The 17,631-nt window shown below is 43.4% G+C and carries 12 protein-coding genes; all 12 read right to left on the bottom strand.

What is annotated here, in order from left to right; translation table 11 throughout:
* Positions 1–201: 201 nt before the first annotated feature.
* The gene (locus B5X60_RS02770) at positions 202–1,302 is read right to left on the bottom strand and encodes a carbohydrate-binding family 9-like protein (protein ID WP_079701129.1); all 1,101 of its coding nucleotides are present in this window, start codon (positions 1,300–1,302) and stop codon (positions 202–204) included.
* 85 nt (positions 1,303–1,387) lie between these two features.
* Positions 1,388–1,765 carry a transmembrane 220 family protein gene (locus tag B5X60_RS02765; RefSeq protein WP_079701128.1) on the bottom strand — a complete coding sequence of 126 codons (378 nt, stop codon included), beginning with the start codon at positions 1,763–1,765 and terminating at the stop codon, positions 1,388–1,390.
* Between the two features lie 38 nt (positions 1,766–1,803).
* Positions 1,804–2,733, bottom strand: a complete 930-nt coding sequence (locus tag B5X60_RS02760; RefSeq protein ID WP_079701127.1) for an RraA family protein — start codon at positions 2,731–2,733, stop codon at positions 1,804–1,806.
* A 96-nt stretch (positions 2,734–2,829) separates the two neighbouring features.
* The gene (locus B5X60_RS02755; protein WP_079701126.1) at positions 2,830–4,131 is read right to left on the bottom strand and encodes an MFS transporter; all 1,302 of its coding nucleotides are present in this window, start codon (positions 4,129–4,131) and stop codon (positions 2,830–2,832) included.
* Positions 4,132–4,580: 449 nt separating this feature from the next.
* On the bottom strand, positions 4,581–5,216 hold the full coding sequence (locus B5X60_RS02750; protein WP_245803453.1) for a bifunctional 4-hydroxy-2-oxoglutarate aldolase/2-dehydro-3-deoxy-phosphogluconate aldolase: 636 nt from the start codon (positions 5,214–5,216) through the stop codon (positions 4,581–4,583).
* Position 5,217: 1 nt separating this feature from the next.
* Positions 5,218–6,210, bottom strand: coding sequence for a 2-dehydro-3-deoxygalactonokinase (locus B5X60_RS02745; protein WP_079701124.1), 993 nt, complete (start codon positions 6,208–6,210; stop codon positions 5,218–5,220).
* 393 nt (positions 6,211–6,603) lie between these two features.
* Positions 6,604–7,782 (bottom strand): sialidase family protein, encoded by a 1,179-nt coding sequence (locus B5X60_RS02735; protein WP_079701123.1) that lies wholly within the window; start codon positions 7,780–7,782, stop codon positions 6,604–6,606.
* Positions 7,783–7,981: 199 nt separating this feature from the next.
* Entirely contained in the window at positions 7,982–9,253 is a 1,272-nt protein-coding gene (locus B5X60_RS02730) for an amidohydrolase/deacetylase family metallohydrolase (RefSeq protein ID WP_079701122.1), read from the bottom strand.
* A gap of 170 nt (positions 9,254–9,423) precedes the next feature.
* Positions 9,424–10,641: a selenocysteine synthase gene (locus tag B5X60_RS02725; protein ID WP_079701121.1), complete on the bottom strand. Its 1,218-nt coding sequence runs from the start codon at positions 10,639–10,641 to the stop codon at positions 9,424–9,426.
* A gap of 132 nt (positions 10,642–10,773) precedes the next feature.
* A complete protein-coding gene (locus B5X60_RS02720; protein ID WP_079701120.1) occupies positions 10,774–12,381 on the bottom strand; it encodes a SusD/RagB family nutrient-binding outer membrane lipoprotein in 1,608 nt (535 codons plus the stop codon).
* A gap of 18 nt (positions 12,382–12,399) precedes the next feature.
* Complete coding sequence (locus B5X60_RS02715) at positions 12,400–15,870, bottom strand: SusC/RagA family TonB-linked outer membrane protein (protein ID WP_221406193.1); 3,471 nt, start codon at positions 15,868–15,870, stop codon at positions 12,400–12,402.
* A gap of 283 nt (positions 15,871–16,153) precedes the next feature.
* Positions 16,154–17,311, bottom strand: coding sequence for a FecR family protein (locus B5X60_RS02710; protein WP_079701118.1), 1,158 nt, complete (start codon positions 17,309–17,311; stop codon positions 16,154–16,156).
* Positions 17,312–17,631 lie beyond the last annotated feature (320 nt).

Genomic DNA, 17,631 nt, shown 5'->3' with positions numbered 1-17,631 from the left:
AGCATAACGTAATCGTTCGGCATTCCTAAAGTAAACATTTATTTCATTATGTCAAATATTTACAGAAGTCCTAAAATGTTTAAAGATTAATGATATTATACCAACGAAACTACCTTATAAACAGGTATTTAAAGCGATATTAATGCGCAAAAAAATCCTAAAACATTTTTTTAAAATACATGTTAACGGGGATCAGAAATTTTAAGGCAACATTTTGGAGACAAATTTGCTTTCGTGATCGACTGAATATGCAATTTTTAGTTTGGCGCTTTCTGCCTGAAGTACGAACTGTAAGTCTGTTGCTACGAGCTTGATCAACTGCGAATCAGCAAAACTTACACCAGGAAAATCCTTTTTAAGCATTTCCAAAGTCGGGGCGTACTTGCCATTTTTAGCTTTATAATCCTGCTGCAAATAATAGTATTTCCACAGGCTGAGTTTGAGTTTTTCACCCTCTTCATTCAGAAATTGCAGGTTGGTCTCGTTCTCATCGGCGAACCGCACCACTCCCCACCTTTCCGGGTAATGAAAATTGATTATCCCCGGAACAGACCAGCAGCTATAACCAGGTTGCATCGGCCTGCCGTTGGTTCCCAGACGTTTCACATATGCCCCCTCCTTAATATCCACTTCTCTTTGTACCCTCGTAATATTCATTTTCCAGGTGCTCCCAACTTTTGGCATCGTGCTGTTTCCACCGAAACGGAAAGTTCTCAACGGAACAGCCAATTCAATGCCCCAGAATTTGTCTTTATCAGAAGGGTTATTTAACGTTCCATCAATATAGACAGCTTTTTTCAAGCCTTTTATATCCCAGTCGGTAATACTCGGCCCACCGTTACGGGGCGGCTTATTTAAAAGAAGATCCCACACCGCGGAAAATGCATTGATCTGAAATTCCATGTAATTATGGGTGTCTCCGTCCGGATCGATAAACATCTCAAGCGCGTTATCCTGAAATATGGATTGGTCATGCTCCTTTAGTGTAGCCCAAATATGCTCTTCATCGAACCTGCAGTAAACATAGAGGTTCTCATTATCCCACAAAAGCTTAAAGCGGGTCGATGTTGCTGGCTTCTTCTCAGGTTTACCTTCAATATCTTCGAAGGGTTCAGACCAGGCAGCTTTAGCCCAAGCGGCGTCATCATTTTTACCGTCTATAGTTAATGGTTGGGATGTTTTGAGAACAGTATACGAGCGCGGGACAGTCAATATAGGAGCTAGTTTTTCGTCGGTTTGCTGAGCGAAAAGCTTAGCCGAAATTGCCATTACAGCTATGAGTATTATAAAACTACGTTTCATTTTGAAATAATTAAATCGATATTAATGAGGAATTTGAAAACCCGTCGGGTGAGCTCATCCTAGCCAAACTGTAACTCTAATAAAATCAGAAATTCTTCTTTCTTCTGTAAGATGTGTAATTGATTAATAAGACAATCACCAGGATCAACAAACCGAAAAACTCACGTGTTTCTTCAATCCAGGGAGCTGAAGCTTGCATGCTCTGGGCTATATTCTCTGCATTGTGCTCATTTAGCCAGGAAAGCACACCATACTTATCGAAAAAGAGATATACCCCATAAGCAATAGATACTACGATTCCGGCGATGTAGGCCTTAGGGTAGTATTTTCCCTGGTAAGCTTTGAAACATAAAAATGCACCGTATAGATAAATAGGTATCCATAAATACGGGTCCGGATCATTGTATTGGAGCCCGGCGGATATCAAAAAGAGGATACAGAATATGATGTTAAAGGCCTTCATTTAAACAGTACGTTATTAGTTATTGGTTTTAATCTTATTTATTTCGGCAGCAACTTCGCATCCCCCGTCCTCAAATACTCTTCAAACAGCTTCAGCAGCTCCGGATCTTTCGGACGACCATAAATATCACTCGATTTAAATCGTTTCAAATCAAATGCTTTTTTCATCCACACATCTCTCCGACGATCGCGGATTACATTTTTTATTACTGCAGAAACAAATTGTGGTGGAACGGCCAGGATTCCATCTTGATCGCCGATAATGAGGTCGCCGGGCATGATTATAGCATTTCCAATTCTCACCGGTACATTTATGCCGGAAACGGTTGCGTTACTCAAGGGTCCAGGATAAGTTCCTCTATAAAACGCCTGCATGCCGCTTTGTGCCATGTTCTCTAGCAGATAAATCCCGCCATCGACCACAACACCTGTCTCTGTTGTTTTATAAATGTAGTAAGCAAGCTTATCGCCAACATAAGTACCGCCCTGTACTTTGCCAAAGAGGTCGACAACGACAAGGTCATTTTTTTGCAGCATGTCAATCGTGGTCTGGTTCCTCAGTCCGGTGAAGTTGTTTTTCGTTGCCTCGCTCTGCATACCTGCAACCAGGTCAGGCCTTGAAGGAATAAACTGCACAGTAAATGCTCTCCCATAAAGCTTTTTGTTTGGCTGCAGTGTTTTCCAACCTGCTTCATATTGATTGGCATATTCCCGTGGGATAGAACCTACCGCCTCTACCACCTGGATTTGCATTTGACGGAAAGTATCCAGTACGGCGTCAGGGATCATGGGACGTCCCCCGGGAAAACGACCAAAAGGATTTGTAGCAGTAAAGCTTTTCATCTGCTCTTCGGTGAAGTTGTATAGCTGGGCTTTGGCAGATTGAATAAAAATGGGTGCCGTAAGGATTAAGGCTAGGGCGATTCTTCTCGCGTTGTTTTTAAGATTTTGAATAAAAAGTGAATTCATATAATTTGTATTTGGGATTAGAGATAATGATTAAGTGAGGAAAATTAGGGCTTTAGGTCAGCCCTAACACCTGATCCCTAAAGCCTTAGTACCAGTTTATGTTGCGAGCTTTTCTATTTTGGGAGCCCTTCTGGTTAATAAATGAATAATAGTCCAGGCTACCAGATAGGTTATACCGCATATGGTAAATATTACATTATAGCCTCCTGTAAGATTTCCTCCGGCTTTGTATATATCAAGTATCTTCCCGACGAGCAATGGGAAAAGTATGCCACCAACAGCCCCAGACATTCCCGCAATCCCCACAACGGAACTGACCACTTCCTTTGGAAACATATCAGAAGCCATTGTAAACACGTTAGTGGCCCAGGCCTGGTGAACTGCCACAGCTACCGCGATCAGGCCAACGGCAACCCATTTATCAGTGACAAAGCGGGCAATCGCAATCATGATGATTAATTCAAGTATTGCAACAATCAACAATACACCCTTTCTTGCTTTCAAGGTAGGCCAGCCGTTTTTGATGAGAACAGAGGAAAAATAGCCTCCGGCGATGCTTCCAACGGTGGTTGCAGCATAAATAGTCATCAATTCCCAACTTATGACCTTCAAGTTGAGGTTAAACGCGGCTGAAAAATAAGAAGGCAGCCAGATCCCGAAAAACCAGAAGATTGGATCAATCAACAGTTTACCAGTGATGACAGCCCATGTTTGCCGCAAGGAAAATAGCTTTACCCACGAAGCTGAACTTTTTGCCTGGATTTGAGTGCCCGATTCATCCTCTTTGTCACCTTCAATATATAAAAGTTCGTCTTTAGTCAGACGTTTCTGCCGACTGGGTATTTCGTAAAAGAATAACCAGAATGCCAGCCATATGAACCCTAAAGCACCGGTGATTACAAACACACCCTGCCAGCCATAACTTTGCATGATCAACGGTACCAATATCAGAGCGACGACACTGCCAACCGCTGTTCCTGAATTAAAAATTCCAGTTGCCAGCGCACGCTCTTTCCGGGGAAACCACTCTGAAACAGCTTTAACTGCGGCTGGAAAGTTACCGGCCTCGCCTATACCCAGAGCAGCCCTTGCAATTCCAAACCCTGTTACCGATCTGGCTGCGGCATGAAGCATTCCAGCGACACTCCAGACAACAACAGCTACACTATAGCCTATTTTAGTGCCTACCTTATCGATGAACTTCCCGGAGATTAGCAGTCCTATCGCATAAGCAAACGAAAATGCGGACATCAAACTTCCAAAATCAGATTCAGACCAACTAAATTCTGCTTCCAGGGTAGGTTTTAGCAGGCCGATCACCTGTCGGTCAAGATAGTTAATTACCGTTCCGGTGAACAGGAGGCTTACTATGATCCAACGATAGTTTTTTATCTTCATTTAAAACGGTATTGGTTTAATGATTATACATTTTATTATTCGGGGACGCTCAGTGGATGCGCCCTCATTTAAGTGGCTTCGCCCTCATTTAAGTGGCTTCGCCCAGTAATCAGTATTCGGTGGCTTCGCCCAGTGACTAGACGCTGTGTTTTAAGAGGCTGCGCCAGGTAATGAGTAATCTGTGCCTTCGGACAGTATCTGAACGCTGTAAGCTTATGGTACGTCAGCACTGATTACCGATTACTGATTACCGATTACTGATTACTGATTACCGATTACTGATTACTGTTCACTGATTACTAATTACTGAACACTGATTACAAATCTCTTTTCCATAAACAAGTAATGACTTTGCGGTTGTCGATTGGTACGTATGCACCAGTCAAACTGATTAGTGATTACTGATTACTAATTAACTACCTACCGGCAGGCAGGCCGACTACAGATCACTAATCCTCACCCACAAAACACTCCACAAACAACCTAAAATGCCCCTCCAGCCCTTTCCAATCTCTACTCTTTATTAGCTCTTTATCAAAAAGTTGACTCCCCACACCTAAACCTTCAGCCCCTGCCTTCATAAACTCCCCAATATTGTCTTTATTGATCCCTCCGGTGGGCATGAGTTTAATATGATTCAATGGAGCCTTGACATCTTTGATATAGCCTGAACCCAGCGAAGTTGCTGGATAAACTTTAACCATAGACGCGCCACATTCCCAGGCGCGATAAATTTCGGTTGGTGTAAATGCTCCGGGAAAGATCGGAATATCGCTCTTCACACAGCTTCTGATTACATTCTCACTAATTATCGGAGTAACGATGAATTGAGCACCGGCAGCAAGTGCCTGCTCCAAGCCCCTTTCATCGCAAACAGTTCCGGCTCCCACATTAAGCTGACCTGCGTAACTGTCCACTGTATATCGAATGATATCTGTCGCAGCATGGGTATTCATCGTAATTTCGATGGTAGTTAAACCTGCGGAAATATATAACGGCAAGATCTCCTTGATCTCATCGAATGTAAGACCTCTTACTATACCCACAACCGGCACTTTTTGAAATGCCTCCCATGAAAATCCCATGCTATTCATTGAATTTACTTACTGAATTAAAAATTCGCACCTGCCCGGCAATAGTAGCTTTATCTATCAGCTCCGGCTGAATAAAAGTAATGTTTTTTGCTAAATCAAGTATCCCTGCCGCAATCCTGTAATGCTCATACAGATGCTTGCCGCTGCAAATTATTAATTTGCCGAAGTTATCTTTCTTAAGCTCCCGTAGTTCAGTACCAATAAGCAGACCGCTTAAAAACAACGAGTTTTGCTCCCTTGAATATTTGGAAAATAACTGATTTGTGCGGACTGAAAATAATGTATTAAGAACATTAGATACACCAGAATGCTCAACACCCTTTGCAAAGGCATCCTGGTTGCCAGGATCGGTCAGATTTGAAGAAACCTTAATGGAATCTTTCAAAATGCTGTGTTGCGACATAATATTGAAGATCTCACCTGTCATGTAGGTCTTAAACCCTGTCATAATTCCCCCATTCACCATCATATGTTTTGAATGTGTGCCGGGAAATACAAAAATTGATTTTTCCCCGTCAGCCCCTGGAGCCTCATCCAGGCTGAGCAAGCCGATCAGTTGTGCCTCCTCCCCTCTCATTACGTCATCGGAGGTTTTAACACCCGAAACAATAATTAATGAGCCGCCATTACAATTAAAATTTTCAATTACCCTGGACGACATACTGCTGCCATCGAGACTGAAGGGCACCATGGCATAAGGAATCTCTTCCATCCCAATAGACGAGGAAGCCATACCGGAAACAATTACGGGAATACCGGAAAGATTAATATTTTGATCTTGTGACAATTGGCTGATGGCTGAAAGCAATTTCGAAGCATAAAAGTTGAACCTGTCATCGGAGCCTGCAGCCTGCCAAGAACTAAAAGTAGCGGCAACTCCTTCAGAAGATAAGTGTTCTGCGATTACACGGTAATCTGAGACGTCAACTAATCGAAGTCTGAATGAGCTGGTTCCCCAATCGCAGCAAAGGATGTTTTTATTCATGAGTTTGGTGATCGGTATTCAGTTATCAGTAATCGGTGATCAGTAATCGGTAATCGGTAATCAGTAATCAGTATACGGTAATCAGTGATCAGTAATCGGTAATCTGTAATCAGTATACGGTAATCAGTGATCAGTAATCGGTAATCAGTAATCGGTAATCAGTGATCAGTGATCAGTGATCAGTAATCAGTGATCAGTGATCAGTAATCAGTGCAAATTTACCCACTGCGTTGACAGCGTTTAGTCACTGGCCGAAGCCACCGATTACTGATTACTGGGCGAAGCCACTTAAATAAGGGCCCAGCCTCGTAAAACACAGCGTCTAGTTACCGGGCGCAGCCACTGATAACTGATTACCGGGCGAAGTCACTCAAACAAGGGCGCAGCCACGGTTTATTTCCCGTTAACTCTCCTCTTAAACACATTCCCCTCCAATCCCTTCAGCACATCCTCTTCAGTAAAACGGAAATACAAAATATCCTTTGCTCCTGTTCTATCGCGATCAAATACTACATGAATGTTTCCGTCCGGAGTTTGATCTGCGTCGGGGTATGAAACATTTTCTCTCGCATCAAGAAGCAATTGGTAAGGCCATGTTTTCCCACCATCCTTTGATATTGAAGCAGTCATGTTATTCCGTGTAGTGCTGTTGTTCGACACAAGCAATAAGTTTCCTGAAGCAAGCTTGCCAATGTAAAACCGGCTCGATGTTGTCGGCCCGGAGGCGGTAAATGGCTGAGGTTCCGACCAGGTTTTTCCGTAATCAGAGCTGCTCACCGAGTATATTCCTTTAGTAGTCCTTAGCAGCGTAAGTAAATTCCCAGTGGAAGAAACTTCAACAACTTGCGGCTCGTCGTGTATTCGAATTGAATCAGGCAAAACAATTTTTGAGTATAGTTTAAGTCCGCTTTGATCGTTTGAATATATGAAAGCTCCGTTTTGTGGGTATTTCACATCGGCGCTATCGGGTTTTGGAGCCTTGTCCACATACACCGGCATCAACGTAAGCTTTTTCGCGGCGATGTAAATGGGCTTATTACTCATAACACCATCAACCAGCCGCAAAGGGTTCGCATATTTAATAGCCGATCCTGCCAAACTAATATCTACAGAATTCACTCCACCGAAACCATCCCATAACAGGCTATCATTTGCGGAACCATAATATAAGCGCACCTGACCTTTATCATCCCGCCAGAGCGCAGGGTCAAAAAACCGCGTTGAACCAGACTTCGGGTATACAACCAGTTGGTCATTAACCCATGATTCCCCATTATCTTTACTGGTTGAAACTGTAACAAAATTGCCGGGACCAGGGGCAGGCCCCCCGGAGTACCACGCAACATAAATTACCTTACCATCTGCACTGGCAGCAATTGACGGAACCTGCTCAAATTTTCTGTTTGAGATACTTGTATCACCCTGAGGTGCAACTCTGAAATCGGCTAACAGGCTATCCGCACTACCAGAAAGGTCTGTCGTTTCTTTGGCCGGACTACAAGCCGCAAGCACGACTGCCAGAAAAAGAGGTATTGCCAGTACCGGGGGAAATTGTCTTTTGGATCTAATCATCTGAGTTGTACGTTTCGATTTGTAGTTTTTAATCTTTACGTTCTGTGTCCACGTAATTAAGTGTTGAAAGTTTCGAGTTCAATTATCAGCTTTAATTCTTCTTATCGTAAACCACAATTGCTAAACGTATCACTTATGACATACATTTTAGCACCTGGGTTCGTGTGCAACGTAGAACGTATAACGTATAACGTACAACTTACCTTGACGGGGCTCCCACTATCGCATTCAAATCATAGACTACCCTGCCACCTTTTACGGTCAGTTCGCACTCCAATTTCTGCGTGCCGTCCTGCCTGTTACCTTCTATATCCCTGAAACCGAACTTACCTTTGCGAACACTGATAACAGCAACATCCGCAATTGCACCCACGGATAAATTTCCGAGCTCCTCGCGTTTGATTGCCTGTGCCGGTGCCCATGTACTTCTGGCAATAACTCCAGGGATATCCATGCCCATGGCCAGGAAGATAGAAAGTACATTTAACTGGTCTTTCATAGCTCCATTCATGCTGCCGATGTGTAAGTCTGTCCCCATGGTATTTGGAAGAAATCCAGCTTTTATAGATGGAATAGCCTGATTGAAGTTGAAACTTCCGCCACCAAATCCAACGTCGAAGATGATCCCCTTCTTTTGTGCCGGCAATGCAAAAGGCCGCAATTGACGAGTTTTAAGATCAACTACAGGATCGCGGCGTTTTAACTCTGTATATACGTGTGTATAAATATCCCCCGGACGGAGATATTGGGTGAATAATTTTTCAATGGAAAGAGGAGCATGACTGTCATGACCACCGAAATCAACAATTACAGGCATGTTCGCTGTTTTGCCCGCCTGTAGGAGTCGTTCCACCGGCACCCAGCTTGAATCATGGAAATGTGCGAGCTTGAATCCGACGATATGTTCCTTATTGGCCAGCGCTGTTTCAGCTGCCTTTTTAGGATCCATATCATTAACATTCTGTTCATATACAGCCTCACCGCGCATGCCTTCTCCTACGATATTCAAAAATGATAACACCCTGGTTCGCGACTGGTCGATAATATTTTTCTTGAATGTTGGAAAGGACTTCCATCCTGCCCCACCGCAGTCGACTACGGTAGTAACTCCAGCGCGAAATGTAAAGCCATCCGGAGGAAGTGCGCTGCTGCCGTTGCTGTACGCATGATCAGGCTCTGTGCCGGCAAAAACGTGGGCATGAAGATCAATGAGTCCTGGCGTTACGTACATACCTGTAGCGTTCACAACCTGTGAAGCCAGTCCAGGATCTATATTCTTAGCTACCGCTGCGATTTTGCCATTCTGAATGGCAACGTCCATCACTTCGTTGATCTTATTTTTAGCGTCAATCACATGTCCGCCTTTGATAAGCATAGCGTAGGTTCTCGCCGCGGGAAGGGCTTGGCCATGAACGAGACTGGAGAGCATGAGGAGCCCGGAAAGAAATAGAAGTGTTATTCTTTTGTGCATAAGTTATCGTTAAATGATTGGGCCTTAGTTGTTAAGTATTAGGCGTTAGGTGTTAGGCGTTAGGTATTCGGGGTTAGGTATTAGGAGTTAGGTATTAGGAGTTAGGTATTAGGCGTTAGGGTCAGTCCTAAAGCCTAAAGCCTAATGCCTAACACCTAACAACCCTCTTCTTATACCGCCGCAGCCTTCGCCAGCTCCTCCTGCAACCGTTTAGCTACGATCTTCTCTTCACCCGGTTTAAGCATGAACACAGTAATATCAATTCCGTCACGGCCACCCATAGTCTCAATTGACGGGTTTCCGTCCTGAAGGGCTTTCATGATGGCTCTCGGTGTAGCTTTAACTTTTGTCTGGTCCCAGGAAACCGTGATCTTCGGCGTATGATTAGCAATTGGTGGAACGGTTACTGCTGTAGTCACCCCATCAACTTTTTTAACAGCATTGGTGATCGTAGCCACCTGAGCATCCCATTCTCTTTGTTCTTTTTCATGATCCTGGTTTACATATTTGTCAAGGGCGACATACATTCCCAGGATTTCCTCTTTATTTACTTTCATACCACGGCCGATATTTCCGCCGCTTGGCGGAGCACTTAATCGGGCTGCGGCAATAAGGTCTTTCTTACCAATAAGCAAGCCGGCACTTTGCGGACCGCGAATGGCTTTACCCCCTGAGATACACGTCAGGTCGAAGCCCATATCGGTATATTTCCAAAGGTTTTCAACTGGCGGAATGTCGGCAGCAATATCAATCAGGGTAGGAATATTATGCTTTTTTGCAATCGCAACAAATTCCTGGTGCTGAATCTTTCCTTCTGGCGCTACAGCGTTAAGGAAATACATCATCGCGGTTTTTGGTCCTATTGCTCTTTCAAGCTCTTCAGCTGTCTCAACCACAACGGGTTTGATCCCGGTGTTTGTTAAGGCATGAACATATCCAACATTGTGTGATTTTTGAACGATCACTTCGTTTTTATCAAAGCTGCTTACGTCTGGCAGCAGCGCAACTTTCTTACGATCCATACGGGTCAGCACACCAGCCGTACCTAAAACAAGTGCCGACCAGCATCCTGCGGTGACCATGGCTGATTCTGCATGACAAATAGCAGCGATCTTTTCACCAACCTTATCCTGAACGTCATTGATCATCACAAAATGCTTTGCCGATTCATTAATTGTATCAACAACTTCTTCGTGCATCAGCGATGCCGTCATGGTGGTATAAGTACCAGCAGCGTTGATAAAGGTCCGCAGGCCAAGTTCTTTTATAACATCTCTTTTAGCTTTTGCCGGGGCGGCAGCCTCAGCAACAAATGGCATCCCTGTTCCCACAGCAGCGCCCGCTATCGGGGCAACTGAAAGGTATTTGATTAGATCTCTCCGTTTCATTGTATTTTTAATTTTAGTTGAGTCGGTTTTAAACAATAAGAGGAGATTAAATCTAATCTCCCCTTATTGTAATGCTAATATATTAATTGTGCGTTCATATTTCTACAAACATTGATAACATATTGGTTACTATTAATTGACATTGCTTTGTCCTGTACCCGGACCAACATCCCACCACATTCTACCCTGCAAAAGATCAATTGCTTCCTCAGAGAAGTTCTGGCGTTTTATCGCATCAAGATAATTCGTGTTATTAACGTTACGCTCTGCAATTGGATAGGAGAACCTTCTGAACATCTTTCCAGCAGTGACGTTACCTGGGTAAGAGACTTTTTGTCCGGCCTGGTTAGTCCAGTTGGCATAGTTAAATACCGGATATTTAATACGTCTCCAGTTAGACCACACTTCATAATCATCGCCCAGCATAGAAACCCAGTGCTGAGTAGCAATAAATTCAAGTTGTTGCGCCAGTGTACCGGCTGTTGGGTACGGGTTTGCGGCAAGATAGGCATCTACCTGAGCTGTACTGATGGCACCTGAGTGCGGTGCTACAGTAGGCCATAATGCCCATTGTGCCATTGCTGCACGAACACCATTGTCATAAGCTGCTTTTGCTGTTGTTCCAACATTCCATCCTCTGGCTGCTGCTTCTGCAATGATCAAATATGCTTCAGCAGGTCCCATAGTAATAATCGGTGAACCACGATCCAGGTAAAGCAATGATGGCTCTGAATATGTATCAAAATCTGACGGCCTGGTATTTACCGCACCCTCTTTCATCCCGCGCTGAGTTGCCGGAGTGTTATTTGCTGTATATGTAGTACCCGATGGCACCCATACCACTGAAATAACTGGCAAACGTGGATCCTGAGTTGTTTTCAGGTGATCGATAAAACGTGCTGTCCATTTACTTCCTTCAACGTTATCGCCACCCGGTGCTGCAAAGTCACCAGTGATCATTCCATTCACACGTGGATTCATCTGGCCAGTAACGTTAGCATATTTGATATATGCGATGTCTGCAAAGGCGGTCATAACACCTCCTGCTACAGCTTTCTCAACCCAAAGTTTCGAATTGGCTGCATCTTTTTCAGACATACGCATACCCAGGCGAAGCATCAGGGTGTATCCAAACTTTTTCCATTTAGCAACATCACCTTTGAAATATGGGTCTGCATTGCCGAATACGTTTGGTTTTGTAGCATCAAACGATTTTACCGCAGCATCCAGCTCATTTAACATTGCCATATAAATACTTTGCTGAGTATCATACTTAGGTTTTAAATTTCCATCACCCTTCATCGCCTCTGAATAGGGCATATCGCCTAACTGATCTGTAGATTGATGAAATTCTAGAATTCTTAGAATTTCAGCAGCTGCCCGTTTATTAACATTTTCCGGCCCTGGTATCATAGCAACAAGGTTATTAACCCTGTTCCACTGTGACGTATAAATATTAAATTCGCCAACTGTACCGCTGAAGTTATAGAACTTATCACCAGTAGCTGGAACTTCCTTATAGCTTGAGAAATATTGCATACCTTGTCCTAAAGCCCGGTAATTCTGACCCGGTCCACTGTTTAAAACAAGTGCAGTAAAAGAATACTCAGGAATATTTGTCTCGATCGCATTTGGGTTTTTGTTCAGATCGGTCAGCGCTTCAGTATCGCAGGATGGCGCCACTAAGGTCAGAACAATTGCCCCCGCCGCATATATCGTTTTTAAAAATGTCTTTTTCATGTTCTTAGATTTAAAAGATTAGAATCTTAAATTCAGGTTAAAGCCAACGTTCCTGGTTCTAGGTGCCATAACTCCCTGACTTCCCTGAGCATTACCAGTAGTTTCCTGGATTTCAGGATCGATACCTGCTTCCTTAACTGCTTTGTCCTGGTAAAGGATAGCAAGATTTAAACCGGTAACACCAATCGAGGCTTGTTGCACTCTCATAAACTTAAGGGCGGTAGTCGGTAAATTGTAGCGAAGAACTGCACGACGTAATTTCACGAAGTCAGTGCTATATACAAACTGTCCAGGATACGCACTACCAAAGTTATTGTAGTAGGTATCAAGGTCAACAACTGGCCATAATTTTGTGAAAGGAGCACCAGTAGCAGTAACACCGGTAACGGTTAAACCACCTTCTCTGCCTGGCAAAGTAGCTTTAGTATGACCAAAACGGGTTGCATACTGGATCAGGTTACTGTAACCAACTGCACCGAATTTAGAATCTAAATCAATTGTTAAAGAGAATCTCTTGTAACGGAAGTTGTTTCCAAGACCCATTTGTGTTGGCGGGTTACCAACACCCAGATCACGAAGTTCCTGAACCTCATAACCGGTTGCTGCATTATAAACTAACGTCCCGTTTGCATCTCTCTTCATTACGTTAGCTCTTACGGTCGAGTAAGGAAGGCCAACTCCGTTGATGATTGTCGGGCCACCGATCGCACTTCCAACTGTTAGTACATCAATACCTTCGGCCAGCTCAACGATCTTACTTTGGTTATAACCAAAATTGTAGTTCACATCCCAGCTGAAGTTCTCTTTCTTAACCGGCGTACCATTCAAGCTGATCTCCCAGCCTTTGTTGGTTACCAATCCAAGGTTACGACGACCTGCGTTAAATCCTGTTGCAGCTGAAATTGGCGGCGAAAGGATATCATTTCGGGTTCTTCTGGAATAGTAGTTTACATCTAATCCAAGACGGCTGTCAAGGAATTGCAATTCAGCACCACCTTCAATTGTTTGTACAGTAACCGGGCGGATATTTGGATTGTTCAACGTAGTAGGATTACTTAATGTTGGTAAGCCGTAAGCGTTTATTGTATTAACAGAATAAGTCTGGTTAATACTACCGGCAGCTACTGTAGCACTACCAACTTCAGCCCATGATGAACGTAGTTTAGCATAGTTTAAGAATGTTGGCATCTTAACCACATCAGAAAGAATAAAACTTGCACCAACTGATGGGTAGAAAATTGAGTTAAACCCAGGGTTTAATACGGAAAACCAATCCTGGCGTCCGGTAACTGTTAAGTACAGGATATTATTGTAATCAAGGTTTACCTCACCAAACACCGAGTTTGTTCCATTTGCCCCAACACCCTCATTAACCAGGCTTCGGTTAACAAGGTTCGTCAAGCTGTAAAAATTAGGGACAACCCAGGTATCACCATTTAATGTACTTCCAAATCCTCTGTTTCTTTCTTTTTGAACACCCCCTAACACATTCAGCCCGATCTTGTCAGAAGCAAAACGCTGATTGTAATTGCTGATCACCTGGAAGTTGATCTTCTGATCGTCCTCAATATTTGACTGGTAATAACCAAGAGGTGTAAACTGATTGGTCATTGGAACATAGAATTTAGCAGAAAAATCAGCTCTGTCAATAGCTGCAGTACCCTTAACAAAAAGGTTAGGAAGGATGTTGAACTGCACACTTGAACGGCCAATTAATCTCTTCTGTGTATCCTCATTATGTAATTGGTAAGCAGCATAGTATGGATTTACGGCAGCTGGTACCGGATTCCACTCTAATTCCCTACCTGTAGCAGCATTGATACCAGGACGGCTAGGATCTGTACCACGCATGTTGCGCACATCAACAACATTGGCAGCCAAATATACCGGCCATGCTGCATTGATCTCTGCGTAACCGATTCCTTGTCTGTCACTAGCATCGATCACGTTGTATTGAGCACTTGTTTCAACAGTCACGAAATCATTCTTACCCATTTTTGCGGTAACATTCACCTGTCCGTTCTTTCTGAAATATTTAGAGTTTGGCTGCTGATCATTTGCGCGGACGTCACTCACAGAAAGTCTCATTCTCAATTTCTCAGTACCTGCATTGAATGCCACAGTGTTCGAAAAATTACGCTGTGTTTGATAGTAGTTTAAAATATTCTGCTTTACATTAACGGCAGAATAAGGACGCATCACGCCGTCAAACTGCATTACCATTGAGCCGTCAAGTTTTGCACCGTAAGACAAACGGCCTGAGCTTAGCGCAGCAGCAGCAGTAGCCGGTTTTACACCGTCATTTCCTTGTCCATATTCATACTGCCAGTTAGGAAATACTGATGGGGTACCGAAGTTAGCATCAGATACCACTTCAATTCCAACACCTTGCTGTGCTGATCCTTTTTTAGTGGTAATAAGGATAACTCCGTTTGCAGCCTGACTACCATAAAGAGCTGCAGCAGCACCACCTTTTAGTACTGAAATTGTAGCGATATCATCCGGGTTCATGCTTGAAATACCGTCACCGCGGTCAACGTTCAATCCGCCAGTACTGGTACCACCACTCCTGTTGTTATTTGTAATAGGCATACCATCAACTACATAAAGCGGCTGCTGGTTACCATTCAATGATGTATTACCACGAATGATGATACGGCTTGAACCACCAACACCGGCATTTGCCTGAGTTGCATCAACACCGGCAATTTTACCAGTTAATGAGTTAGCTATGTTATTCTGACGAGCTTCAGTGAATGCATCACCTCTTACTTCCTGAACGGCATATCCTAATCCTCTTTTCGCTTTAGTTACACCCAGTGCTGTTACTACAACTTCACTTAAAGCCTGACGGTCTTCAGCAAGAGTTACGTTTACTGAAGTTCTGCCGTTAACAGCAACCTCTTGAGTTACATAACCTACATAGGTAAACACAAGAACGGCGTTAGCCGGTGCATCGATTGTAAAGTTACCTTGTACGTCTGTTGAAGCCCCAACCTGCGACCCTTTAACACGTACACTTACGCCGATCAATGGCTCACCGGTTCCGTCAATAACTTTACCTTTTACGTCAATACGTTCAGCCTTGATAGCGAAGTTTGAAACTACGCCTGCCGACTGGCTTGCAGAAAATGTCCGGTTATCACGCTCAGATGGCATAATAGAGAATTTCGAAACTTCCTCCATAAAACGCTCATCTTTCCTTTTCAGGATGATGGTATTTTCGGTGATCGAATACGTTAAAGGCTGGTTTTTGAAAACCTGCGCAAGAACTGACTCCAACGAAGAGTTCTTGGTATTTACAGTAACAGGAACTGTATTTCTCAGCAGCCTGGTATTGTATAAGAAATCGTAACCCGTTTGTTTTCTGATCTCAGTGAAAACCTTATCCAGATTAGCATTCTTTTCATTTAACGTAACATTTTGTGAGAAGCCTTTAGCACTTACTTGCATAAAAGCCACTAGGATAAAAATGGTAGTTAGCTTCATGATTCTTAATGTTTGATTTGAGACAAGTGAATGCAGTCTCAATTTAGGAAAATCCCCGGTGTTTACCCAGGAACTGTTCCACTCGCGTAGTAAAACATTTTTCATACTTTTACATTTTAAATTGTTTTGGTGAATTAATAGAATCTCGTACTTGCGGATTTTTTTAAAAAGGCCATAACTTTATTCATCCGCTCCGGGCGCAATCCGGGGCGGTTTTTTGTCAGGTCTTTTCAGAAATCAATTAGCTGGTATTCTTTTTTATCATATGTGAATCGTTTAATTGTTATTGAATTGATTTGACCTTTAATTTTCTTCCTTTGACACTGAATTTTATCCCGCCGCTTTCTTCAAGCATTTTCAGCACCCCGGATATCTTTACTTCGTTCGAGATATATCCTGTAAATTCATCAGGAGCCAGCTTGCCGTCATAAACCAGTTCCACGTCATACCACCTCTCAATCTCCCTCATAATGTCTTTAATCGGGGTGTTTTTGAATTTGAAATATCCGTTTTTCCAGGCAATTGCCTTTTCAATGTCCGTATCCTGCACTTTAATATCAGCCTGCGAAGCACTTGTTAAGGATTGTTCTCCCGGTTTCAGCAGCTTTCCCTTTGGATTTGACGAGTTTAGTATAATACGTACGCTTCCTTCCAAAAGTGTCGTCTTAATGTAGGCTTCGTCTTCATATGAGTTAACATTAAAGTGGGTCCCGAGAACTTCAACAGTCTGATTGTTACTCTCGACGCGGAAGGGAACTTTTTTATTCCTCGCGATCTCAAAATATGCCTCACCAATTAATTTAACTTTTCGTTCAGTTACTGCAAAGGTTGTAGGATATGTCAGCGTCGAAGCAGAATTCAGCCATACCCTGCTGCCATCCGGGAGTCGGATCTGGTATCTTCCCCCTTTTGGTGTCTGGATCGTATTAGCAGCCGTTGAACCATTCATACTCCTCATTCCCCCCCCATTCTTGTTATATACAATCTGTCCGTCTTCTGTTTTCGTGATCGAAGTATTTCCCTGGCTGGCAACAAAGCCCTCCGCAGCATCATCAAGACTGATCCTCGATCCGTCGGCAAGGGTCAGTATAGCTTTGTTATCTCCTGGAGCAATATCATTCTTTACATCTATTTCCGCAAAGGTTTCAGGTTCTATTTCTTCACTCCCAGTGTAAAAATATAGTGATAAAGCGACCGCCATAATTACACTAGCAGCTATGGCAAATTTCCCGAAAGGTTTCCATCGGCTGGACTGAACTTGCTCATCTAAGTCGAGAGCCTGCAACATGCGACTTTCCATTTTCTCACCAAGGTCAGAAAGATCAGCATTACTGGATTTATTGAAGCTGCCGTAAAAATTAAGCAATTGCTGCTCCTCTTCCTGAGAAGCCTCACCGGAAATATACTTATCCAGTAATTTATAAAACGCTGCTTTTTCCAAAGTGTAAGATGATTTTATATGGTAGAGGGAAAAAGCGGGGGTATCCCCTAGTCCGGAAGAGAAAATATTTATCGGGGGTTGGTGAGGGGGGTTAGTGATCGGTGATCATTGATCAGTAAGCAGTGATCAGTAATCAGTAATCAGTAATCAGTGATCAGTAATCAGTAATCAGTAATCAGTAATCAGTGCAGACGTACCATATCGCTTAAAGCGTTTAGTCACTGGCCGAAGGCACCGATTACTGATTACTGGGCGAAGCCACTTGTTTCTGGCTGAAGGCATTGATTACCGATTACCGGGCGAAGCCACTTGTTTCTGGC

The organism is Daejeonella lutea (genome assembly GCF_900168015.1).
Lineage (GTDB): Bacteria > Bacteroidota > Bacteroidia > Sphingobacteriales > Sphingobacteriaceae > Daejeonella > Daejeonella lutea.
The sequence above is the reverse complement of the archived record's forward strand: the minus strand, read 5'-3'. Positions and strand labels throughout refer to the sequence as shown.